This is a genomic window from Cellulosimicrobium sp. NPDC057127, from assembly GCF_042670945.1.
GTDB lineage: Bacteria > Actinomycetota > Actinomycetes > Actinomycetales > Cellulomonadaceae > Cellulosimicrobium.
On record NZ_JBHUUP010000007.1, the window covers coordinates 15,090 to 37,199 of the forward strand.

Annotated in this window: 16 protein-coding genes; 4 read left to right on the forward strand and 12 right to left on the reverse strand. The window is 75.6% G+C overall.

Features of this window, described 5'->3' with window-relative positions; translation table 11 throughout:
- Positions 1-24 precede the first annotated feature (24 nt).
- Positions 25-852, forward strand: coding sequence for a tryptophan-rich sensory protein (locus ACFTZA_RS08675; protein WP_378192889.1), 828 nt, complete (start codon positions 25-27; stop codon positions 850-852).
- A 40-nt stretch (positions 853-892) separates the two neighbouring features.
- Here the strand turns inward: ACFTZA_RS08675 and ACFTZA_RS08680 are convergent, their stop codons facing one another.
- The 4 genes from ACFTZA_RS08680 to ACFTZA_RS08695 all read right to left on the reverse strand — a co-directional run bounded on the left by ACFTZA_RS08680 (position 893) and on the right by ACFTZA_RS08695 (position 4,515).
- Complete coding sequence (locus ACFTZA_RS08680; protein WP_378192891.1) at positions 893-1,243, reverse strand: DUF3140 domain-containing protein; 351 nt, start codon at positions 1,241-1,243, stop codon at positions 893-895.
- A 62-nt stretch (positions 1,244-1,305) separates the two neighbouring features.
- The gene (locus ACFTZA_RS08685) at positions 1,306-2,571 is read right to left on the reverse strand and encodes a Glu/Leu/Phe/Val dehydrogenase (RefSeq protein WP_378192893.1); all 1,266 of its coding nucleotides are present in this window, start codon (positions 2,569-2,571) and stop codon (positions 1,306-1,308) included.
- Positions 2,572-2,759: 188 nt separating this feature from the next.
- A complete protein-coding gene (locus ACFTZA_RS08690; protein WP_378192895.1) occupies positions 2,760-3,566 on the reverse strand; it encodes an aldo/keto reductase in 807 nt (268 codons plus the stop codon).
- 196 nt (positions 3,567-3,762) lie between these two features.
- Positions 3,763-4,515 carry a helix-turn-helix domain-containing protein gene (locus tag ACFTZA_RS08695; RefSeq protein ID WP_378192897.1) on the reverse strand — a complete coding sequence of 251 codons (753 nt, stop codon included), beginning with the start codon at positions 4,513-4,515 and terminating at the stop codon, positions 3,763-3,765.
- A gap of 52 nt (positions 4,516-4,567) precedes the next feature.
- Here ACFTZA_RS08695 and ACFTZA_RS08700 point away from each other — a divergent pair, with 52 nt between their 5' ends.
- Positions 4,568-8,260: a proline dehydrogenase family protein gene (locus ACFTZA_RS08700; protein WP_378192899.1), complete on the forward strand. Its 3,693-nt coding sequence runs from the start codon at positions 4,568-4,570 to the stop codon at positions 8,258-8,260.
- 9 nt (positions 8,261-8,269) lie between these two features.
- Here ACFTZA_RS08700 and ACFTZA_RS08705 read toward each other — a convergent pair whose 3' ends face one another.
- The 6 genes from ACFTZA_RS08705 to ACFTZA_RS08730 all read right to left on the reverse strand — a co-directional run bounded on the left by ACFTZA_RS08705 (position 8,270) and on the right by ACFTZA_RS08730 (position 15,245).
- Complete coding sequence (locus tag ACFTZA_RS08705; RefSeq protein WP_378192901.1) at positions 8,270-9,286, reverse strand: LacI family DNA-binding transcriptional regulator; 1,017 nt, start codon at positions 9,284-9,286, stop codon at positions 8,270-8,272.
- An 89-nt stretch (positions 9,287-9,375) separates the two neighbouring features.
- Positions 9,376-10,845 carry a glycoside hydrolase family 1 protein gene (locus tag ACFTZA_RS08710; protein WP_378193268.1) on the reverse strand — a complete coding sequence of 490 codons (1,470 nt, stop codon included), beginning with the start codon at positions 10,843-10,845 and terminating at the stop codon, positions 9,376-9,378.
- A 149-nt stretch (positions 10,846-10,994) separates the two neighbouring features.
- Positions 10,995-11,915 carry a carbohydrate ABC transporter permease gene (locus tag ACFTZA_RS08715; RefSeq protein WP_378192903.1) on the reverse strand — a complete coding sequence of 307 codons (921 nt, stop codon included), beginning with the start codon at positions 11,913-11,915 and terminating at the stop codon, positions 10,995-10,997.
- A complete protein-coding gene (locus ACFTZA_RS08720) occupies positions 11,912-13,033 on the reverse strand; it encodes a carbohydrate ABC transporter permease (RefSeq protein ID WP_378192905.1) in 1,122 nt (373 codons plus the stop codon). The genes ACFTZA_RS08715 and ACFTZA_RS08720 overlap by 4 nt, the downstream gene beginning before the upstream one ends.
- A gap of 137 nt (positions 13,034-13,170) precedes the next feature.
- Positions 13,171-14,499: an ABC transporter substrate-binding protein gene (locus ACFTZA_RS08725; RefSeq protein WP_378192907.1), complete on the reverse strand. Its 1,329-nt coding sequence runs from the start codon at positions 14,497-14,499 to the stop codon at positions 13,171-13,173.
- A gap of 233 nt (positions 14,500-14,732) precedes the next feature.
- Complete coding sequence (locus ACFTZA_RS08730) at positions 14,733-15,245, reverse strand: DUF2505 domain-containing protein (RefSeq protein WP_378192909.1); 513 nt, start codon at positions 15,243-15,245, stop codon at positions 14,733-14,735.
- A 100-nt stretch (positions 15,246-15,345) separates the two neighbouring features.
- Between ACFTZA_RS08730 and ACFTZA_RS08735 the strand changes: the two genes are divergently transcribed.
- Positions 15,346-16,827 carry a sensor histidine kinase gene (locus tag ACFTZA_RS08735; RefSeq protein WP_378193271.1) on the forward strand — a complete coding sequence of 494 codons (1,482 nt, stop codon included), beginning with the start codon at positions 15,346-15,348 and terminating at the stop codon, positions 16,825-16,827.
- 142 nt (positions 16,828-16,969) lie between these two features.
- Here the strand turns inward: ACFTZA_RS08735 and ACFTZA_RS08740 are convergent, their stop codons facing one another.
- Positions 16,970-17,218 (reverse strand): WhiB family transcriptional regulator, encoded by a 249-nt coding sequence (locus ACFTZA_RS08740; RefSeq protein ID WP_021481972.1) that lies wholly within the window; start codon positions 17,216-17,218, stop codon positions 16,970-16,972.
- Between the two features lie 223 nt (positions 17,219-17,441).
- Here ACFTZA_RS08740 and ACFTZA_RS08745 point away from each other — a divergent pair, with 223 nt between their 5' ends.
- Complete coding sequence (locus ACFTZA_RS08745; RefSeq protein ID WP_378192912.1) at positions 17,442-17,900, forward strand: hypothetical protein; 459 nt, start codon at positions 17,442-17,444, stop codon at positions 17,898-17,900.
- Positions 17,901-17,935: 35 nt separating this feature from the next.
- Here ACFTZA_RS08745 and ACFTZA_RS08750 read toward each other — a convergent pair whose 3' ends face one another.
- Complete coding sequence (locus ACFTZA_RS08750) at positions 17,936-22,003, reverse strand: FtsK/SpoIIIE domain-containing protein (RefSeq protein WP_378192914.1); 4,068 nt, start codon at positions 22,001-22,003, stop codon at positions 17,936-17,938.
- Positions 22,004-22,110 lie beyond the last annotated feature (107 nt).

Genomic DNA, 22,110 nt, shown 5'->3' on the forward strand with positions numbered 1-22,110 from the left:
GCTGAGCGATGTCATCGTGGAGACATGACGACCGCTGCCGCCTCCTCGTCCCTGACCGTCCCGCCGACGTCGGCAGACCGCGTCCGGCAGGTCGTGGTCCTCGTCGGCTCGCTCGTCGCCGCGGGCGCCGCCGCGTACGGCGCGGGCGCGTTCGGCGGCACGTCCGTCGAGCAGACCGCCGGGGGAGCGCTGTCGGCGACGGCGACCCCGGTCGCCCCGGACAACCCGGCGTTCCGCATCTGGTCGGTCATCTACCTCGGGCTGTTCGCGTTCGCGGTGTACCAGGTGCTGCCGCGGCACACCGCGACCCCCCGGCTGCGCCTCACGGCGTGGTGGGTGCTCGCGTCGATGGTGCTCAACGCCGCGTGGATCGGCGTCGTGCAGGCCGGGTGGCTCGTGGCGAGCGTCGTCGTGATCGCGGCCCTGCTCGCCGTGCTCGCGGTCCTGGTCGTGCGCCTCCTGCGCTCGGCACCCGACAGCACGGCCCAGGCGGTCGTGCTCGACGGCACGATCGGGCTGTACACGGGCTGGGTGAGCGTCGCGACGCTCGCCAACGTCGCCGCGGTGCTCGCCGACGCGGGCGTCGGCGGGCTCGGTCTCGGCGCGACCGCCTGGGGCGTCGTCGTCGTGGTGCTGGCCGCCGCGCTGTCCGTCGCGTGGGCCGCGTTCGCGGGCCGGCGCCGCGCCGTCGCCCTCGGCATCGCGCTCGCCATGTCGTGGGGGCTCGCCTGGGTCGCGGTGGGACGCTTTGCCGGCCCGCTCGTGGACACGACGGTCGCGTGGACGGCCGCGGTGGCGTCCGCGGTGGCGCTCGGCGCCGGGCTCGTCGCCGTCCTGCGTCGCCGCGCCTGAGCGTGCGCGGTCGACCCCGAGCCGGGGCCGCCCGCGCGGCTCAGCTCTTCGCGAGCGGGTCGTGGCCCCAGTTCATGAGCGAGTACCGCCACGGGGTGTCGCGCACGTCGCCGTCGGGCCGCTGCGCGGAGTGCCGGGCGACGTAGCCGACGACCTTGCGCATGTGCTCCAGGTCGGCCTCGCCCAGGTCGTCCTTCTTGGTGCGCAGCAGCTCGACGATGCGCCGGCCCGACGCGTGGCCGGTGCTCTCCGACCCGTCCGACGACTTCTGCCCCACCGACCGCGACTCGTCGGTCTCGAGCCACGACTCGAGCTCCGAGGCCGTCATGGTGACGGCCTCGGAGAACTCGTGCCGGATGTCGTCCGCGTCGTCGTGCACGTCCTTCGTCATGCCCCCAGGGTGACCGCGAACGCGGACGCTCGCGCGGCCGGGAACGAGGTCAGGGGTGGAGGTCAGGGATACAGGCCCCGGATCTGGTGGGCCTCGGCGACGCGCTGCACCCCGATGACGAGCGCCGCGTCGCGCAGGCTGAGACCCTCGCGCCGCGCGAGGGTCGACACCTCGTCGTACGCGTGCTGCATGCGGTGCTCGAGCTTCTCGCCGATCTCCTGCGCCGTCCACCAGTACGCCTGGTTCGCCTGCACCCACTCGAAGTAGGACACGACGACGCCGCCGGCGTTGGCGAGCACGTCCGGCACCACGGTGACGCCGCGCTCCGCCAGGACGCGGTCGCCGTCGGCGGTCGTCGGGCCGTTCGCGCCCTCGACGACCCACCGAGCGCGCACCCTCGCGGCCGACTCGCCGTCAAGCACGCCGCCGACCGCCGCGGGGACGAGCACGTCGACGTCGAGCGCGAGGAGGTCGTCGTTCGCCAGCGGCTCGGCCCGTTCGAAGCCGACGACGCTCCCGGTGCGCTCCGCGTGCTCCAGCAGGCCGCGCACGTCGAGCCCGTCGGGGTCGTGAACCCCGCCGAACTGGTCGGAGACGGCGACCACGCGCGCCCCGCGAGCCGCGAAGATCGCCGCCGCGTGCGCGCCGACCTTGCCGAAGCCCTGGATCGCGACGGTGACCTCCGCGAGGTCCGCGCCCGTCTCGGCGAGCGCGGCGCCGGTGACGTGCACGACGCCGGCCGACGTCGCGGTCGTGCGCCCGAGCGAGCCGCCCACGGTGATCGGCTTGCCCGTGACCACCGCCGGGATCGTGTAGCCCTGGTTGACCGAGTAGGTGTCCATGACCCACGCCATGGTGCGCTCGTCGGTGCCCATGTCGGGGGCCATGATGTCCCGCTCCGGCCCGACGACCGGCATGATCTCCGAGGTGTAGCGGCGCGTGACGCGCTCGAGCTCGGAGTCGGTGTGCTCACGCGGGTCGATCGTGACGCCGCCCTTGGCGCCGCCGTACGGCAGGTCGACGACGGCGCACTTCCACGTCATCCACATCGCGAGCGCGCGGACCTCGTCGATGTCGACCGAGGGGGCGTAGCGCAGCCCGCCCTTGCCGGGACCGCGTGAGACGTTGTGCTGCACGCGGTAGCCGTGGAACAGGACGGTGCAGCCGTCGTCGCGGCGCAGCGGGACGGCGACGTGCACCTCGCGCCGCGGTGTCGCGAGCATCCGGTGCAGGCCGTCGTCGTAGCCGAGGAACTGGACCGCGCCCGCGAGCTGGCTGTGCGCGGTGGCGAGCGGCGAGCCGAGCGCGGGCTCGGGCCCGACGGTCATCGTCCCGTGCGCTGTCCGCGGGGTCGTCTGGGGGGTCGTCTGGGGTGCTGACGTCGTCGTCACTGGTCCTCCGGTCCGAGGTGGTCCCGGGCGCGGCGAGGGTGTGCCGCGCCCGGGACTCAACGTACCGCGGCGCGCGGGGCACGCCGTCGCGCCGCCCCGCGGGCCGTCGAGGACCTGTCCGGGTCTCAGCCCGCGAGGCCGTCGACCGCGGTGCGCTCGTCCTCGGTGAGGGAGAAGCCGGTGACGCGGAAGTTCTCCTCGATGCGGGCGGGCGTCACGGACTTCGGGATGACGACGAAGCCGTGGTCGAGGTGCCAGCGCAGCACCACCTGGGTCGGCGTCACGCCGTGCGCGGACGCGACATCGGCGAGCACGGGCGCGTCGAGGTCCGTGCGCTTGAACGGGCTGTACCCCTCGAGCAGCACCCCGCGCTTCGCCAGCTCGGACGCGACCTTCGCGTCGTAGTCCGCGGGGCTCCACGGGATCTGGTCCACCGCGGGCGTCTCGCCGACCTGCTCGGAGAGGATGTCGACCTGCTCGACGGAGTAGTTGCTCACCCCGATGGAGCGCACCTTGCCCTCGTCGCGCAGCTCGACGAACCGCTCCCACACCCACGGGGACGCCTCGCCGGACGGCGGCCAGTGGATGAGCCAGAGGTCGACGTGGTCGGTCCCGAGGTCGCGCAGCGACGCCTCGAGGGTCTCGCGCTCCTTGCCCGCCGCGTCCGGCGGCAGCTTCGTGGTGACGAACACGTCGTCGCGGTCGACGGACGAGTCGGCGAGGGCGCGCCCCACCTGCGTCTCGTTGCCGTAGCCGGTCGCGGTGTCGACGTGGCGGTAGCCGACGTCGAGCGCGTGGCGCACCGCGCGGTAGCAGTCGTCGCCCTCCGACTGCCACGTGCCGATGCCGAGCAGCGGGATCGCCCCGCCGGGGAGAGTGGCCGTGGGGATGGCGGAGGCGCCGGTTCCTGAGGTGTCGGGTCCTGTGGTCATGGGTACCAGTCTTCGTGCCCGACGCCGTCCCTCGCCACCGGTGACCCGTCGCCGCCGGTGGCCGAACCCCGGGTCGTGCGGCAGATTCCGGTCGGCGTGGCGCGCAACCCGGGGTTCGGCGGCGGGCGGCGGCGTGCAACCCGGGGTTCGTCCGACCGGCGGCGGCGGCGCACCGAGGTGGCCGACGGCGACCGGCTCAGCGCGCGGCGCGGCGGCGGTACTGGGCGGGGGTCTCGCCCGTCAGGCGCGCGAACGTGCGCGTGAGCGACGGCTGGTCGTAGAACCCGGACGCCGCCGCCACGTGCGCGAGCGTGCCCTCGCCCGCCGCGAGCAGCCGGGTCGCGCGGTCGACGCGCGTGCGCAGGACGAGCTGGCGTGGCGTGACGCCGTAGACGCGGCGCACGCGGCGGTCGACCGTCGCGGCCGCGCAGCCCGCGACCTGCGCGAGGCGCTCGGTCGTCCACCGCGCCGCGGGGTCCTCCTCGACCGCGGCCACGAGCGCCGCCACCGAGGCCATCGTCGCGTCGTCGGCCTCGCCCGCCCGCAGGTCGTGCGACACGGAGACCAGGCCGAGGAGGCGACCGTCGTCGTCGCGCACGGGCAGCTTCGCGGTGAGGAACCACCCGGCGGTGCCGCCGAGGCGGCGGATTCGCTCGAGCTCCCCGCGCAGCGGCCGGCCCGTGCGCAGCACCTCCGCGTCCTGCTGCTCGTAGCGCTCCGCGAGCTGGGGGACGAACAGGTCGCCCGCGCGCCGCCCGACCACGGCGCGGCGCGACCGCTCGGTGGTGCGGGCGACGAACACCGGGTTGACGGCCACGTACCGGCCGGTGACGTCCTTCGCGCAGAACATCGTGCCGGGCAGCTCGTCCATCAGCGCGACCATCGCGGGGCTCAGCGCCGCGAGCAGCGCCTCACCCTCGGGCCACGAGTTGTCGCGAACGGCTGCCATGTCGTCCCGGATCGTACAAGACACGGAGCGCGCGGCGAGGCACGCTGGAGGGATGAGCGACGACGCCACCGTGCGGCCTCTCCCCACCCCCGGAGCCGCCGCCCCCGAGACGCACCCCGTCCCCTCGGCCCCCCTCGACGCGGCCCCCCTCGACGCGGCCCTCGTCGACGAGGCCGTCGACCTCGCCCGCCGCTGGCTGACGGCGACCGAGGGCGTGGACGGCGCGCGCGCCCGGTCCCGCGAGCGCCGGACCGCCGAGCGTCTGGGCGCCCTCGTCTCCGACCCCGCCGGGCTCGAGCTCGCGGTCCGTTTCGTCGACGACGTCGCGCGCCCCCACGACGTGCACGTCGCCGCGGGCGCGCTCGCGCGGCTCGGCGACCTCGCGGGCAGCGCCGGCTCGTTCCTCGGGCCGGTCGACCGCACCCTCCTGCGCGTCGGCGCGGGCGTGGCGCCGGTGCTGCCGCGCGTCGTCGTCCCGGCCGCGCGGGTGCGGCTGCGCCAGCTCGTCGGCCACCTCGTCGCCGACGCCGGGCCCGGCCTCGGCGCGCACCTCGCGCGCACCCGGGCCGAGGGCTACGCGCTGAACGTCAACCTCCTCGGCGAGGCCGTGCTCGGCGAGGAGGAGGCCCACGCCCGCCTCGAGCGCACGATCGCGCTCGTCCGGCGACCCGACGTCGACTACGTGTCCGTCAAGGTGTCGTCGGTCGCGTCTCAGCTCGTCACGTGGGACCTCGAGGGTTCGCGCGACCGCGTCGTGGAGCGCCTCCTGCCGCTGTACCGGGCCGCGCGCGACCACGGGGTGTTCCTCAACCTCGACATGGAGGAGTACCGCGACCTCGCCCTGACGACCGAGGTGTTCCGGGCCGTCCTCGCGCACGACGAGCTCCGCGACCTCGAGGCCGGCATCGTGCTCCAGGCCTACCTCCCGGACGCGCTCGGCGCGCTCGACGACCTCACCGCGTTCGCGACCGAGCGCGTCGCCGCCGGCGGGGCGCCCGTCAAGGTCCGGCTCGTCAAGGGCGCCAACCTCGCCATGGAGGCCGTCGACGCGGAGCTGCACGGGTGGCAGCAGGCGCCGTACCCGAGCAAGCCCGACGTCGACGCCAACTACGTGCGTCTGCTCGACCACGCCCTGCGCGCCCCCCGCACCGACGCCGTGCGCATCGGCGTCGCGAGCCACAACCTGTTCCACGTGGCGCTCGCCGTGCTCCTCGGCCGCGCCCGCGGGGTGAGCCACGCGCTCGACGTCGAGATGCTCCAGGGCATGGCCCCGGGCGAGGCCCGTGCCGTGCGCGACGAGGTACGCCGCGACCTCGCGACCGACGGCCCGCACGCCGGGCGCGGCGGACGCGTCGTGCTCTACACGCCCGTCGTGCGCGACGAGGACTTCGACGTCGCGATCTCCTACCTCGTGCGCCGTCTCGAGGAGAACGCCGCCGAGCAGAACTTCCTGCACGCCATGTTCGCCGGCGACGGCCGCACCGCGATGCAGCGCCAGGAGGACGCCTTCCGTGACTCTGTGCGCCACGGGACCCGGTACGCCGAGGACGACGTGACGCCGCGGCGTCGGGCACGGGCCGACCTCGCGGCCGACGCCGCCGCACCGGCGGCTGCCGAACCCGGGGTCGCCGGGCAGGACCCGGCCCACGTGGCGCACAGGCCGGGGTTCGCCAACGCCGCCGACACCGACCCGGCGGTCGCCGCGCACCGCGCCTGGGCCCGGCGCGTGACCGGCGGCCCGGACAGCGGGTACGTGCCCGTCCGCACCCCCGAGCTCGCCTCGACCGCGGAGGTCGACGACGTCGTCGCCCGCGCCGGGCGCGCCACCGCCGCCTGGGCGCGGGTCGCGCCGTCCGCGCGCGGCCGGGTGCTGCGGGCCGTCGCCCGCCGGCTCGAGGAGGCCCGCACGGACCTCGTCGCGGCCATGGTGCACGAGCCCGGGAAGACCGTCGCCGAGGCCGACCCCGAGGTCAGCGAGGCGGTCGACTTCGCGCGCTACTACGCCGACCGCGCCGACGAACTCGAGCCCGGTGCCGTCCCGGGCGCCCGGTTCGAGCCCGACGGCGTCACGCTCGTCACGCCCCCGTGGAACTTCCCCGTCGCGATCCCCGTCGGCGGGGTGCTCGCGGCGCTCGCGGCGGGCTCGGCCGTGATCGCCAAGCCCGCGCCCCCGACGCCGCGGTGTCTCGAGGTCGCGGTCGACGCGGTCCACGCCGGGCTGCGCGACGCGGCCGCGGCGGACCCCGAGGGACTGCGGCCGCTCGCGGACGCCGGGGTGGAGGTCACCGACGTCGTGCAGTACGTGCGCGTCCCCGACGACGACCGCGGGCAGCACCTCGTCACGCACGAGGGTGTCGCGCGCGTGGTGCTCACCGGCTCGATCGAGACGGCGCAGCTGTTCGCGCGCTGGCGTCCGGAGCGCCCGGTGCTCGCCGAGACGTCGGGCAAGAACGCGCTCGTGGTGACGCCGTCGGCCGACCTCGACCTGGCGGTCGCGGACGCCGTGCGCTCGGCCTTCGGGCACGCCGGGCAGAAGTGCTCCGCGGCGTCGCTGCTGATCCTCGTCGGCTCGGCGGGCGACCCGCGCACGGAGACCGGGAGGCGCGTGCGGCGCCAGCTCGTCGACGCGGTGCGCTCGCTCGCCGTCGGCCCGGCCACCGACCTGTCGACCACGATGGGGCCGCTCACGGAGCCGGCGGCGGGCAAGCTCCTGCGCGCGCTCACCACGCTCGAGGAGGGCGAGTCGTGGCTCGTCGAGCCGCGCTGCCTCGACGCCGACGCCGAGGCGGGGCCGGGCGGCACCGGACGCCTGTGGACCCCAGGTCTCAAGGAGGGCGTGCGGCCCGGCTCCGCGTTCCACCTCACCGAGTACTTCGGCCCGGTCCTCGGGATCATGACCGCGGCGACGCTCGACGAGGCGATCGCGCTGCAGAACGCCGTGCCGTTCGGCCTCACGGGCGGCATCCACAGCCTCGACGACGACGAGGTCGCGCGCTGGCTCGACGCCGTCCAGGTCGGCAACGCGTACGTCAACCGCCACATCACCGGCGCGATCGTGCAGCGGCAGTCGTTCGGCGGCTGGAAGCAGTCCGTCGTCGGCCCGGGCGCCAAGGCCGGTGGCCCGAACTACGTCGCCCAGCTCGGGCGGTGGCACGACGACGTGGCGACCGGCGCGGACGAGGACGGCGCCGGTGACGGCCCCGGCCTCCCGCCCGCGCGCGACGCCGCGCCCGCCGAGTGGCTCGCCTGGGCGCGCGCCGACGACGCGCGCTGGTGGGAGCGGGAGCTCGTGCGTGAGCACGACCTGTCCGGCCTGCAGGCGGAGTCGAACGTGTTCCGCTACCGGCCGGTGGACCTGCTCACGGTTCGCGCGGGTGTCGACGCGCGGCCCGTCGAGGTGGAGCGCGTCCTGCACGCCGCCCGCACCGCCGGGGTGCCGGTCGTCGTCCTGCCCGCGCCGGGCGCGCCGACCGGGCTGCGCTCGGTCGCCGGTTCCGGCGACGGGGGCCCCGAGGTCGTGGACGACGCCGAGCTGGCCGCGCGCGTGCGCGACGGTCGCGTGCGCGGCAGGGTACGGGTGGTCGGCTCGGCCCCCGGGCTGCGCGAGGCCGCCGCCGAGCGGGTCGGGGACGTCACGGTGCTCGACCACGAGGTCGTCGCGAGCGGGCGCCGCGAGCTGCTCACCGTCCTGCACGAGCAGGCGGTCAGCCGCACGACGCACCGGTACGGCCACGTGCGCCGCTGAGGCGGCGGTTCAGACGGAGGCGCGCTCGACGAGCTCGGGCGCGAGCACGCGGGAGGAGACGTCGCCGCCGCCGTGCGCGACGAGGTCGAGCAGCATGTCGGTCGCGTCGCGCACCATCTCGACCATCGGGTTGCGGACGGTCGTGAGCGGGGGAGACGTGGTCGCGGCGGTCGCGAGGTCGTCGAACCCGACGACGGCCACGTCGCCCGGCACGGTGCGACCGTGCCGGGCGAGGACGCGCATCGCGCCCTCGGCCATGAGGTCGGACGCCGCGAACAACCCGTCCACGTCCGGGTGCTCGGCGAGGATCGTCTCCATGGCCGCGGCACCGCCCGCGACGGCGAAGTCGCCGACGGCGACCGCGTCGTCGGGCAGGCCCGCGTCGCGCAGCACCTCACGCCAGCCGGTGAGCCGGTCGACGCCCGCCGTCATGTCCTGCGGCCCGGCGACCGTCGCGACCCGCCGGCACCCCGCCTCGACGAGCCGGCGCGCGGCGAGGCGCCCGCCCTCGACGTTGTCCACGTCGACGTAGAGCAGGTCCGGCGTCGGGTGGAACGGGCGCCCGACGAACACGGCGGGCAGCCGCGTGGCGAGCAGCGCGTCCTCGAGCTCGTCGTCGCGGTGGTGGGAGGCGACGATGGCCCCGTCGACGTGCCCGCTGCGCAGGTAGCGCACGATGCGCCCGGGCTTTTCGTCCGGGCGCGCGAACAGCAGCACCAGCTGGAGGTCGGTGCCGACGAGCGCCGCGCTGACCCCGCGCATCGTCCCGGCGAGGAACGGGTCCGTGAGGATGCGCTCGTCCGGCTCCGGCACCACGAGGGCGATGGAGTCGGTGCGCCGCGTGACGAGCGAGCGCGCCGCGCGGTTGGGCGTGTAGCCGAGCTGTGCGACGGCCGCGTCCACCGCGGCCTGCGCCTCGGGCGAGACACGCAGGCCCCCGTTGATCGCGCGGGACGCGGTCGAGCGGGACACGCCCGCCGCCTGGGCCACCTCGTCCAGCGTCGGGGCTGTGCTCGCAGGGGTCATCCGACCAGTATCCCGCGCGCCCGCCCCGGCCCGCGTCCCGGCGACCGCGGGCGCGGCGGGGACGGGGGCCGGCGGCGTCGCGGTGCTCATCAGCGCGCGGTGTCGTCCGCCGCGCCGTCGCGGGCGGGCACCGCGTTGTCGCGGACCACCTGCGCGTACCAGCGCCCGCTCGACTTCACGGTGCGCTCCTGCGTCGCGTAGTCCACCCGGACGAGGCCGAACCGCTTCGTGTACCCGAGCGCCCACTCGAAGTTGTCCATGAGCGACCAGGCGAAGTAGCCGCGCACGTCCGCGCCCGCGTCGATCGCGTCGCGCGTCGCACGCAGGTGCGCGTCGAGGAACGCGAGCCGGTCCTGGTCGTCCACCGACCCGTCCGCGGACACCTCGTCGGGGTAGGCGGCTCCGTTCTCCGTGACGTACATCGCCACGCCGCGCGGCCCCGTGTACTCCTCCTGCAGGCGCGTGAGCAATCGCGTCAGCCCCTCGGGCTGGACCTCCCAGCCCATGTCCGTGGTGGGCAGGCCGCGGGAGCGGCCGTGGGCGTCGTCGGCCGCCGGGTACGGGGACGACGTCGCGCGCACGGGGGCCTGCCCGCCGTCGCCGTCGCGCACGCCCTCGGGGCGCGTGCCGCCGTCGGTGCCCTCGGCGCCCGGCTCGAGCGGGCGGCCCGCCACGGCGCCGCCGTTGTAGTAGTTCACGCCGAGCGTGTCGATCGGGGTCGAGACGATCTCGAGGTCGCCGTCGCGCACGTGGTCGAGCAGGCCGTACGGCGCGACGTCCTCGAGCACGTCCTGCGGGTACGCGCCGTGGAACAGCGGACCGAGGAAGATCCGGTTGAACTGGCCGTCGATGCGGCGGGCGGCGTCGACGTCGGCCGGGTCGGCGGGGTCGACCGGGTCGGAGACCGTGAAGTTCAGCGTGATGCCCAGGTTCGCCTCGGGCGCCCGCTCGCGCAGCGCCTGCACGGCGAGGCCGTGCCCGAGCAGCAGGTGGTGCGCGGCCGCGAGGCCGTCCTCGCGCGACTGCCGCCCCGGCGCGTGCACGCCCGCCGTGTAGCCGAGGAACGCCGAGCACCAGGGCTCGTTGAGCGTGGTCCACACGCCCACGCGGTCACCGAGCGCCTCGTGCATCGTCACCGCGTACTCGGCGAACCGGTACGCGGTGTCCCGGTCGGTCCAGCCGCCCCGCTCCTCGATCGCCTGGGGGAGGTCCCAGTGGTAGAGCGTGAGCCACGGGAGGATCTGCGCCTCGAGCAGCTCGTCGACGAGGCGGTCGTAGAACGCGACGCCCGCCGCGTTCACCGCGCCGCCGTCGGGACGCACGCGTGCCCACGAGGTCGAGAAGCGGTACGCGCCGAGACCGAGCTCGCGCATCAGCGCCACGTCCTCGCGGTACCGGTGGTAGTGGTCGCACGCGACCATGCCGTCGTCGCCGTTCACGACCGCGCCCGGGACGCGGCAGAACGTGTCCCAGATGGAGTCCGTACGGCCGTCGGTGTGTCCCGCGCCCTCGATCTGGAACGCCGCGGTGGCGGCGCCCCAGAGGAAGTCCCGCGGCATCTCCACGCGACCGGTGGCGGTCTCGGGGTTGGGCGCGAGCGGCGTGGACGGGACGAAGATGCTCATGGGTCGATTGTCCTTCGGAGGTGGTGCGGAGGCATGGTGGGGCCGGGGCGGCCGCTCGGCGGCGCAGGATCCGGTCGGGGCGCTCAGCCCTTGACGGCGCCCTGCATGATGCCCGCGACGAGCTGGCGGCCTGTGAACAGGAAGATCACGATGAGCGGCAGCGTCACGAGGAAGACCCCGGCCATGACGAGCGAGTAGTCGACGAAGTAGTTCGACTGCAGGGACCGCACGACGAGCGGCAGCGTCGGGTTCGACTGGTTGAGCACGATGGACGGCCAGAAGAAGTTCGTCCACTGCTGCACGAACGTGAACAGCCCCAGCATCGCCGCGGCCGGCCGGGCCGCCGGCAGGGCGATCGACCAGAACGTCCGGAACATCGACGCGCCGTCCACGCGGGCCGCCTCGATGAGCTCGTACGGGAGCGCCTCGCCGAGGTACTGGGTCATCCAGAAGACGCCGAACGCGGTGACGAGCGCGGGCACGATCACCGCCTGCAGCTTGCCGATCCAGCCGATGTCCGACATGAGGATGTACAGCGGGATGACGCCGAGCTGCGTCGGCACGGCCATCGTGGCGATGACGAAGACGAGCAGCGGCCCGCGACCACGGAACCGGAGCTTCGCGAACGAGAACCCGGCGAGCGTCGAGAAGAGCACCACCGACGCGGCGGTCACCACCGAGATGACGACCGAGTTGAACGCGGCCTTCCAGAAGTTGATCGCGTCCGAGCCCATCACATCGGCGAACCGGTCGAACAGGCTCGCGTCCGGCAGGAGCTGGGGGAGCGCGCTGCGGGAGATCTCGTCGGGCGTCGAGGACCCGAGGATCAGCGTGAAGTACAGCGGGAAGACCGAGACCAGCAGGGCGACGCCGAGGATCGTGTACGTGACCCAGCGCGGGCGGCGCTGCGTGCCGCCCACGTTCTTGCCGGCGCTGCGGCGGCGGGCGGCCGCGCGCGCCGCGCCCGGCCCGGCGGTCTGGGCGGTGACGGGGACGGAGCTCATCGCTTCCTCCGATCGGTGGAGCTGGGCATCGGCACGGCCGCGGTCTCGCCCGCGGCGGGCGGCCGGACCGCCATGGCTTTCTGGGCGGACGCGCGTCGCTCGGCGTGCACGCGTCGACTGGCGCGGCGCTGGGCGCCGGGCTGGGTCGACGACGTCGAGATCCGCCGGGTGATCATGAAGTTGACCATGCCGATCGCGAGGATGAGCAGGAACAGCAGCCAGGCGACGGCCGCCGCGCGACCGAAGTTCTTCTGGTTGCCCCACGCGACGTCGTAGAGGTAGAGGACGGTCGTCATCCACTGCCGGTCGGCGCCCCCGAGGCCCTGCGCGTCGAACATGCGCGGCTCGTCGAAGATCTGCAGGCCGCCGATCGTGGACGTGATGACGACGAAGATGATGGTCGCGCGGATCTGGGGGACCGTGACGGAGAAGAACTGCCGCACGCGGCCCGCGCCGTCGATGATCGCGGCCTCGTAGAGCTCGCGCGGCACCGCCTGCATCGCCGCGAGGAAGATGAGGGCGTTGTAGCCCGTCCAGCGGAAGTTCACCATGCTGGCGATCGCGACGTGGCTCGCGAACGTGTCCGCGTGCCAGCGCACCGGCTCGATGCCCACGAGGCCCAGCAGGTCGTTGATCAGGCCGTACTGGTCGGCGAAGAGGCGACCGAAGATCATCGACACCGCGACGGGTGCGACGACGTACGGCAGCAGCACGCCCATGCGCCAGAACGTGGCGGCGCGCAGGTTCTGGTCGAGCAGCGCGGCGATGGCGATCGCGACGACCACCTGCGGCACGGACGACAGCAGGAAGATCGACAGCGTGTTGCGCAGCGACTTCCAGAACGTCGGCTGGGCGAGCACGTCCGCGTAGTTCTGCAGGCCGACGAAGTCGCCCTGGCCCCCGAGCAGGTTCCAGTCGTACACCGACACCAGCGCGGTGTAGACGAGCGGGAACAGGCCGGTGATCGCGAACAGGACGAAGAACGGCGAGATGTACAGGTAGGGGGAGACCTTGACGTCCCAGCGCCCGAGGCGCTGGGTGAGGCCGACGCGGCGCGGCGTGCGCTCGGTCGGCCCGTCGAGCCGCGGCGAGGGCTCGGTGGGCGTGAGGACGGCCATGTGGGTTCCTGGGTCTGGGAGTGCGTCGACGCGTCGAGGTCCGACGGCCCGACGCGGGGCGGTGGACGAGGCCGTGCCGCCGGGGCGGCACGGCGAGGGCCGGGCCGGCGTCGGTGCGCCGGCCCGGCCCCGTCAGGTCACAGACCCAGGTCCTGGTAGGACTGGAGCGTCTTGTCCCAGGAGGACGCGGCGTCGTCGGTCTTCTCGACGTCGACGCGCTTGATGCCGTCCTGCACCGTCTGGTGCACGGCGAAGTAGTTCGCGCCCTTGAACGGGGCGCCGTCGATCGCGAGTGCACGGTTGACGAAGATCTCGCCGACCGGGGCGCCGTTGAAGAACTCGTTCGTGAACGTCTGCACCGCCTCGGACTCCTGCGCCTCGACCTGCGAGGGGAAGGTGCCGGCGTTCTCGAACGCCTCGGTCTGCTGCGCCGGGTCGGTCAGCCACGCGGCGAGCTCCTTGGCGGCCTCGGCGTTCGGGCCGGACGCCGGCACCGTGAGGAACGAGCCGCCCCAGTTCAGACCGCCGCCGGGGAACACGTCGGCCACGTTCCAGCCGGTGACGCCGCCGGAGCGCTCCTCGACCGGACCGGTCATCCAGGCGGGGCAGATCATCGTCGCGAAGCCGTCGTTCTGGAACGCGGCGTCCCAGTCGCCGGACCACTGCTCGAGACCGGCGGACAGGCCGTTGGTCGTCGACTGCTCGAGGACCGTGTCGTAGATGTCCTTGATCTCGGCGTTGGACGCGAGGTCCTTGACCGTGCCGTCGGACTCCTCGTACGCGTTGTCGATCTGGTTCACCATCGCCTGCGAGATGGACATCGCGGAGTCGTACCAGGCCGCGTCGCTCGCCCCGGTGAACGTGGCGCCCGCCGCGAAGTAGTCGTCCCAGGTCGCGTCCTCGCCGCCGAGGAGCTCGGCCACCTCGGCCGGGTCGGTCGGCAGGCCGGCCGCCTCGAAGAGGTCCTGGCGGTAGCAGATCGCGCTCGGGCCGATGTCGGTGCCGTAGCCGATGACCTTGCCGTCGGGCGTCGTCGCCTGCTGGACCTTCCAGTCGACCCAGCGGCCCTCGAGCTCGGCGTCGGTCAGGTCGGTGAAGAGGTCGGGGTACTGCATGAGCTCGGGCAGCCAGTCGACCTCGATCGCCTCGATGTCGGCGAGGCCCTCGCCGCCGGCGGCGAGCTTGGTCGTGAGGTTGGTGCGGGCGTCCTCCGACTTCGCGGCCTTCGTCTGCTTGACCTCGACGTTCGGGTGCTCCTCGGAGTAGCGCGCGAGGAGCTCGTCGGTGTAGCCGAAGTCGTTGAACGTCGCGACGGTGAGGGTGATCTTCTCGTCCCCCGTGGCCGTCTCGTCGTCGGACCCGGACCCGCTCGAGCACGCGGTCAGGGCGAGGGTGATGGCCGCGAGGCCCGCGGCGGCGGACATCGCCTGGCGGGACCGGCGGGTCGTACGGGTGCTGCTCAGCACGGTGACTCCCTTGTCGTGGTGGTGGCAGCGCTCCCACGTCGTAGTGGTAGCGCTCCCATGAAGTGATCAGATGGTGGGGCCCGGCGTCACGAGGTGTCAAGCGACGCGCGACCGTGCGCGGACGTGGTCACGCTCCCACTCGTGCGTCTGTGCAGGTCAGCGGCGTTTGGGAGGGCGGCCGGCGCTCGACGTGCCGAGAAATCGTTACCGGTTCGAGATCGCTGCCGGCCGCCTCAGCGGGCCAGCCACTCGCGGCCGGCGCGCTCCTCCGCGGCGAGCGCGCCGCGCACGGCGTCGGCCGCGGCCTCCTCGATGGCGCCGCCGAACAGGGGCACCGACGCGCGCACCTCGCCCTCGTAGGTCTGGACCGTGCCGGCGCCGTCGCCACCGGCGTCGGGGGCCAGCCGCACGGTGCCCGTCAGGCGCACGGGAGCACCTGCGATCTCGAGCGAGACGGTGCCGCGGCGCTCCTCCTCCTGCTGCGCCTCCCACGCCTCCGCCTGGCGGATCTCCAGGCCGCCTCCCACGAGCGTCCGCACGTGCGCCGGGATCTGGTCGGTCGGCAGGGTGCGCCGCACGGCGACCGTGAAGGCGCCCGCCGCGCCGCCGGTCACGTCGACCTGGACGACCTCGCCGCCGGGGCCGCCCGAGCGCTCGGCGCGCCAGCGGACGAACGACTCGTCCGCGAGCATCGCGCCGACGGCCTCGACGGGCGCGGGGAACCGCAGCTCGACGCTCAGGTGCACGGGACCTCCTCGGGGGCGCGCCCCGGTCGTGGAGCGCTCACGGGGACTCTAACGGGCACGCTCACGAGCAGCATCCCTCTACGCTGGGGGCGTGTCTGCCATGAGTGACCTCATCTCCCGCCACGCCGACCTCAGTGCTGCGGACAACGAGTGGCTCCACCTGCTCGTGGGGGACTGGCAGGTGATCTCCGATCTCGCGTTCGCCGACCTCGTGCTCTGGCTGCCCACCCAGGACGGCAACTTCGTGGCGCTCTCGCAGTGCCGCCCCTCGACCGGTGCCACCGTCCACTACGACGACATCGTGGGCTCGTACGCCCCGGACGGCCAGCGCCCGCAGCTCGAGCGGGCCCTGGCGGAGGTGCGCTCGCAGCGCTCGCGCGAACCGCGGTGGTTCGGCGCGTACGCGGTGCGCGAGGAGGCAATCCCCGTCGTGCACCAGGGGCGCGCGGTGGCGGTCGTCGCCCGGCAGACGAACCTGGGCTCCGGCCGCACGCCCAGCCGCCTGGAGCTCAACTACGTCGAGGCGGCCGACGACCTCGTCGCGATGATCTCCCGCGGGGAGTTCCCCTTCCCGAACGCCGCGACGGGGCCGCGACGGGGCGCACCGCGCGTGGGCGACGGCCTCATCCGCCTCAACTCCGAGGGCGAGGTGCTCTACGCGAGCCCCAACGCGCTGAGCTGCTTCCACCGCCTGGGCGTCATCGGGCCGCTCGTGGGGCGCTCGCTCATCGAGGTGACGGCGGACCTCGTCGAGCACCAGACGCCCGTCGACGAGTCCCTGCCGCTGGTGGTCATGGGCCGGGCGCCGTGGCGCACGGACATCGAGGCGCACCGGGTGGCGCTGTCGCTGCGGGCTCTGCCGCTCACCGAGTCGGGGCAGCGCATCGGTGCGGTGCTGCTGTGCCGAGACGTCTCCGAGCTGCGTCGTCGCGAGCGCGAGCTCATCACCAAGGACGCGACGATCCGCGAGATCCACCACCGCGTAAAGAACAACCTCCAGACGGTCGCCGCGCTCCTGCGGCTGCAGGCCCGGCGCATGGACGTCCCCGAGGCCCGGGCCGCGCTCGAGGAGGCGATGCGGCGCGTCGCGACCATCGCGCTCGTGCACGAGAGCCTGTCGCAGACCCTCGACGAGGAGGTCGAGTTCGACGACATGGTCGGGCGCGCGCTGCGGCTCGCGGCCGACGTCGCGTCGGCCGACACGAGCGTCCGCACGGTGCGCACCGGCACGTTCGGGCTCGTGCCCGCCGAGGACGCGACCCCGCTCGCGCTCGTGCTCACCGAGCTCGTCACGAACGCCGTCGAGCACGGCCTCGCCAAGCGCGAGGCCGGCACCGTCGAGGTCGCGGCCGAGCGCGACGGGTCGGCCGTGCGCATCGTCGTCGCGGACGACGGCGTGGGCATGCCCGACGGCGACGTGGCCAGCGCCGGTCGCGCGGCGAAGAGCGGGCTCGGCACGCAGATCGTGCAGACGCTCGTGACGAACGAGCTCGGCGGGACGATCACGTGGGAGCCGCGGCCCGGCGGCGGCACGCAGGTGGTCCTGCAGCTCGTCCTGCGCGACGGCGCGCGGCACGGCTGACCGACGGCGGCGCCTCGCCGACGCGGACGCCGACGCGGACGCCGACGCGGACGCCGGCGCGGACGGCGGAGGGCCCCCACCCGCGGGTGGAGGCCCTCCGTGATGTCTGGGTACGAGCGGCGGTGCCGCCCGGACGCGGGGATCAGCCGGCGCGGCGTGCGCGCGCGGTGCGGCGCTTGAGCGCCCGGCGCTCGTCCTCGGACAGGCCGCCCCAGACGCCGGCGTCCTGGCCGGACTCGATCGCCCACTTGAGGCACGTGTCGACGACGTCGCAGCGACGGCACACGGCCTTCGCCTCCTCGATCTGCAGGAGGGCCGGGCCCGTGTTCCCGATCGGGAAGAACAGCTCGGGGTCTTCGTCCAGGCAGGCTGCGCGGTGGCGCCAGTCCATGATGTTCTCCTTGGCACGAGGATGGAGCCTGGTGACGGGTCGTGGTGCTGCGCGACGGGCGCGCGGAACCAGGCTCGAACGGGGGAATTGATTGATGCTTGAACCAGCGTCACACCTCGTGAATGCCAGCACAAGTGGTTACGGGAAAGTTTCCCCGGGGTGAATCGTGAGGCCTTCGTCACACTGGTGTGAAGCCCCAGGTCGCGGCGTAGGCTGGTTGATCGTGCCCCCCGCCAGCGCCTCCGTGCCCCCACCCGAGCCCGTCCCGGACGGCCGCCCGGCGGCTTCCGGCACCGGACGCCCTCCCGCGCTGACCGCCCTCGTGGCCGGGGTCGGCCTCGAGGTCGTGGCGCTCCTCGTCGGGGCCGTCGTGCTGCTGGTCGAGCTCTTCTCCGGAGGGTCGGCGTCGCTCGGCGTGAGCCTGTTCCTCGTCGTCTTCGCCCTGGGGGTCGCGGCGCTGCTCACCGCGGCGGTGCGCGCGCTGCTCCACGGACGACGCTGGGGACGCTCGCCGGTCGCGACGTGGCAGATCCTCCAGGGCGTGGTCGCCGTCAGCTCGCTCCAGGCGGGCGTCACGCCGTGGGTCGTGGTCGCGCTCGTCCTGGCCGTCGCGGTGCTCGTGCTGCTCATGCTCGGGCCGGTCGTCGAGGCCACGACGCGCGACGCACGGCCCACGGCCTGACGCGTCCGCACGACGGCCGCCCCGTCACCGCCCCGTCACCGCCCTGGCCCGCCGACCCGCGCGACCTGCACGGGCGTGAGTCGCGCACCGTCCACGACCACGCCCCGGCCCGCGCGCGGGCGCCCCGGGTCGGTGAGCCAGGCCAGGTCGTGCCCGAACACGTCCGCGCTCCCGCGCTCCGACGGTCCCAGCACGAGGCCGCGCCGCAGCGCACGCAGCTCCGCGAGAGGGCCGCGCATCGCCATGACCGCCGCCGCGGTCGTCGCGGACGCCACGAGCGCGACGTCGTCGCGGCACAGCGCCGCGAGCCGGTCCGCCTCGAGCACGCACAGCTGCGCGAGCTGGTCGACGTCGTCGACCACGACCACCGGCCGCCCTGCTGTCGCGGACCTCCGTCCACCCGGACCGGTCGCGCCCACGGCGTCGAGGAACCCTGCCACGTCGGTCGGCGCGAACCGCGACACCACGGGGACGTCGACGCCCGCCACCGCCCGCACGGCGTCGGCCACCGCCGGGTCGCGCGCGAGGACGCCGCGCAGGGTCCCCACCGCCGCCGCGCGGCCGGCCAGCAGGGCGAGCGCGGTGGAGCGCCCGCTCCCGGGCGGCCCCACGACGAGCACGCCGCGCCCGACGTCGAGCGCGACGGGCCGCGCGTCGTCGCCGCCCACGCCGAGCAGGGCCGCGCCACCACCGCCCGGCTCGTCGCCCGGCGGCACGTCGTCCGGGATCGCCACGAGGCGGACCGGCGCGGCGTCCGCGGCACCGGCGGACGCGCCGACCTCCGGCACGTCGTCCGGGAGCACGAGCTGGCACACGACGGGCTCGCCCGGGCCCAGCCACACCGCACGCCCGGCGGGCCCGCCCTGGCCGGCGAGCGCCGTCGGGACGCCGAGCGACACGTCGTCGTGCCGGTCGCGCGACGCGAGGACGGCCCGCACGCCCACGAGCGGGGCCAGGCCCGCGACCGTCGGCCCCGACCCGGCCAGCGCGAACGCGGCCCGCGAGTCCGCGAGCGCGTCGGCGAGCAGGTCCGCCCCCGCGCCGCCGCCCAGCGCCGACAGAGACGTGCGCACGGCCTCCACGTCGTCGACGAGGACGAGCGTGCGCCCGGCCGCGACCGTGGCCGGACCGCCCGGACGCGCCTGGCCGTCGTCGTGCCCGGCGAGCAGCCGCAGGAGACGGGCCGTCCGGCGCGCGTCCGCACGGTCGACGACGGTCCCGACCCCGGGGTGGCCCGCGAGGTCACCGAGGCCCGACCCGATCGCGTGCACGTGCCAGCCTCGCGCGAGGGCGGCGTGCGCGAGGGTGCGCAGCGCCGTCGTGCGCCCTGCCCGCGCCCGGCCGAGCACCGCGAGGTGGCCGTCGGCCGGGTCCCACCGCACGACGGTGCGCTGCTGCCGCGCGGGCACGTCGCCGAGCCCGACCGGTAGCGCGCCGGGCCGGGACCCGCCGGCCGACCACGGTGCGAGGTCGGCCGCGCGCACCTGCTCGGGCAGCGCCGGCAGCCACGGGGGAGGCGGCGTGCGCATCCCCGCACGGGTCGCGACGGCACGGGCGGCGTCGACGAACGCCGTCAGGGCATCCGGACCCTCGCCGCTCCGGTCCGGAGCCCGCCCCGCGGTCCGGCCAGCGCTCCAGGCCGGGGCCGCCGCCACCGCCGCCGTCCCGGCCGGCACGGGCGCCCCGGCGCGCGCGCACTGCACGGCGACGGGCGGCGTGGAGCCGCAGCGCAGGACGAGGCGCCCGGGCGTGCGTGCGGGGACGAGCGCGGCGTGCGGGGACTCGACGACGTCGCGCGAGTCCGCGACGTCGACGACGCGCAGCGCCAGCCGCAGCGTGATGTTGGCCCGCACGTCGGCGCTCACCGCTCCGGCCGGGCGTTGCGTCGCGAGCACGAGGTGCACGCCCAGCGACCGGCCCTGCGCCGCGACGCGCAGCAGGCCCGGGAGGAAGTCGGGCAGGTCGTCCGCGAGGGCACGGAACTCGTCGATCACGACGACCAGGCGCGGCAGCGTCCCGGGCGGCAGCTCGTCGACGCCCGACGCGCCGGCGTCCGCGAGGACGCGTTCACGGCGGTGCAGCTCCGCGCGCAGCCCCGCGAGAGCGCGGCCCGCGAGCCCCGCGTCGAGGTCCGTGACCTGACCGACGACGTGCGGCAGCCGTCCGCACGCCCCGAAGCTCGCGCCACCCTTGAAGTCGACGAGGGCGAACGTCACCTCGGTCGGCGACCGTCCGAGCGCGAGCCCGGCGACGAGCGTCTGCAGCAGCTCCGACTTCCCCGAGCCCGTCGTCCCGGCGACGAGCACGTGCGGCCCGTCGGCGACCAGGTCGACGCTCACGACCGCGCCGTCGGCACCCACGCCGACCGGCGTGCGCAGACCGCGGCCGTCGCGCGCCGCCGCGTCCTCCCAACGCCCGGCCAGCCACGCCTCAAGGGCCGTCGGTGCTGCCGGCGTCTCCAGCGGCTCCGGCGCCTCCAGCGCCGCCGAGGCTGGGGTCACGGGCGCGGCGGGGCCCGCCGGGGGAACGGGGGCGGCGAGGAGCGTCCCGAGCGCGACGTCGTCGGGCAGCGTGCGCGACGCCGGGTCGCACCCGTCGGTCGCCGCCGCGGGCGGGTCCAGCCGGCCGAGGTGGTCCGCCGCGGCGAGGTGGCGCGCGAGGTCCTGCGCCCACGCCTCGCCCACGCCGACGTACGGGCCGGTGGTGCGTGCGCCGTCGGCCCGGACGAGGACCGTCGTCCGGCCGTCGACGTGCAGGACCGTGCGGCACCACGCCGGGACCGAGCGGGCGTCGGGTGCGACGAGCACGAGCCGCGTGCCGGCCGGTCCGAGCCGGTCCCACGCGGCCGCGAGCTCGCCGTCCGCCGTCGCACCGTCGACGAGGAGGACCTGCGCGGCCTCGCGCGCGAGGGACCCGTCGAGCCGCGGCGCCGACGACGCCCGCGGCAGCCAGCGGCACCACGACCAGTCGGCGGCCGCCGCGGGGGAGTGCCGCACCGCGACCGCCGGGCCTGCGGCGAGCAGCTCGGCGAGCACCGCACGCGCGGTCGCGAGCGCCGCGGGCCGGGGACCGACGACCGCGACGCAGCCGTCCGGCAGCGCGGGCAGGGCCGAGCCGTCGGTCACCGGACCGTCCCCGCCGTCGGGCGCGAGGTGCGCCACGACGGCCCACGTGAGCACGTCCGCGGGTCGGGGGAGCAGCGGGTCGGGCGCGCCGGCGTGCGCCGGGCGGTCGCGGTCCTGCTGCGTGTGCGACGCGGCCCGGGGCGTGCCGCGGCCGGCGCGCCGGCGCCGCGCGTCCAGGAGAGCGGGGACGAGGAGCGCGAGCGGGCCGACCAGCGCGAGCAGCGCGTACAGCGGCTGACGGAACGTCACCGCCAGCACGAGCGAGGCGACGGCCGGCGTGAGCGCCGTCGCGAGGTGCGCCGACCAGGGTCGCGCCGGCTCGGGCGCGGCGGCGTCGTCGGGCGCCACGTCGGTCCGGGCGCTGTGCTCGAGCGGCGGCGCCGGCCGCAGCGCGTACGTGGACCCGCCGTGCACGACGACGTCGCGCGAGCGCCACGACGTCCCGCGTCGGCGGCCGAGCGGCCGGCCGCGACGCGCACCCCTGCCGGGACCGCCCGCCGCGCGGACCCGCCGGGACCCGCGCGGGCCGCGCACGCGCACTGCCGTGCCGCGCCGCGTGCGCGCCCAGCGCACCTCCAGCCCGTCCACGGCGACGACGCCGTGCCGCGCGCCCGTGCCCGCGGCGTCCCCGAGCGGGACGAGCCGCCCGGCGTCCGCGCCCGTCAGCACCGCGACGTGCCACGAAGCGGCGAGCACGTCGAGCGCCCGCGGCCGGGGCGCCGTGCCGCGCCGGCGCTGCGCCGTCGAGACCGTCGCGCCCGGCAGGAGCGGCCGCGTGCCGCACCGGTGGTCGTCGTCGACCGGCACGCCGTCGACCAGCAGCGGCGCGGTGAGCAGCTCCGGCCGGCACGCGACGTCCGCCAGACCGGCTCGCAGGTCGCCCAGCCGGGTGCCCGCGTCCAGCAGCACGTCGGTCGCGGGGTGGAGCGTGACGCGCAGCGGCGCGCCGGGGCGGACGGCGGAGGTCGACGGGGGCACGCGGCGATCCTGCCGTGGCGGCGCCGCCCCGCGCAGCACGCACGTGCGCCCCTGTGGACGACCGTCCACAGGGGCGCACGCGGCGCGGCTGGTACCGCCGGCTGCCG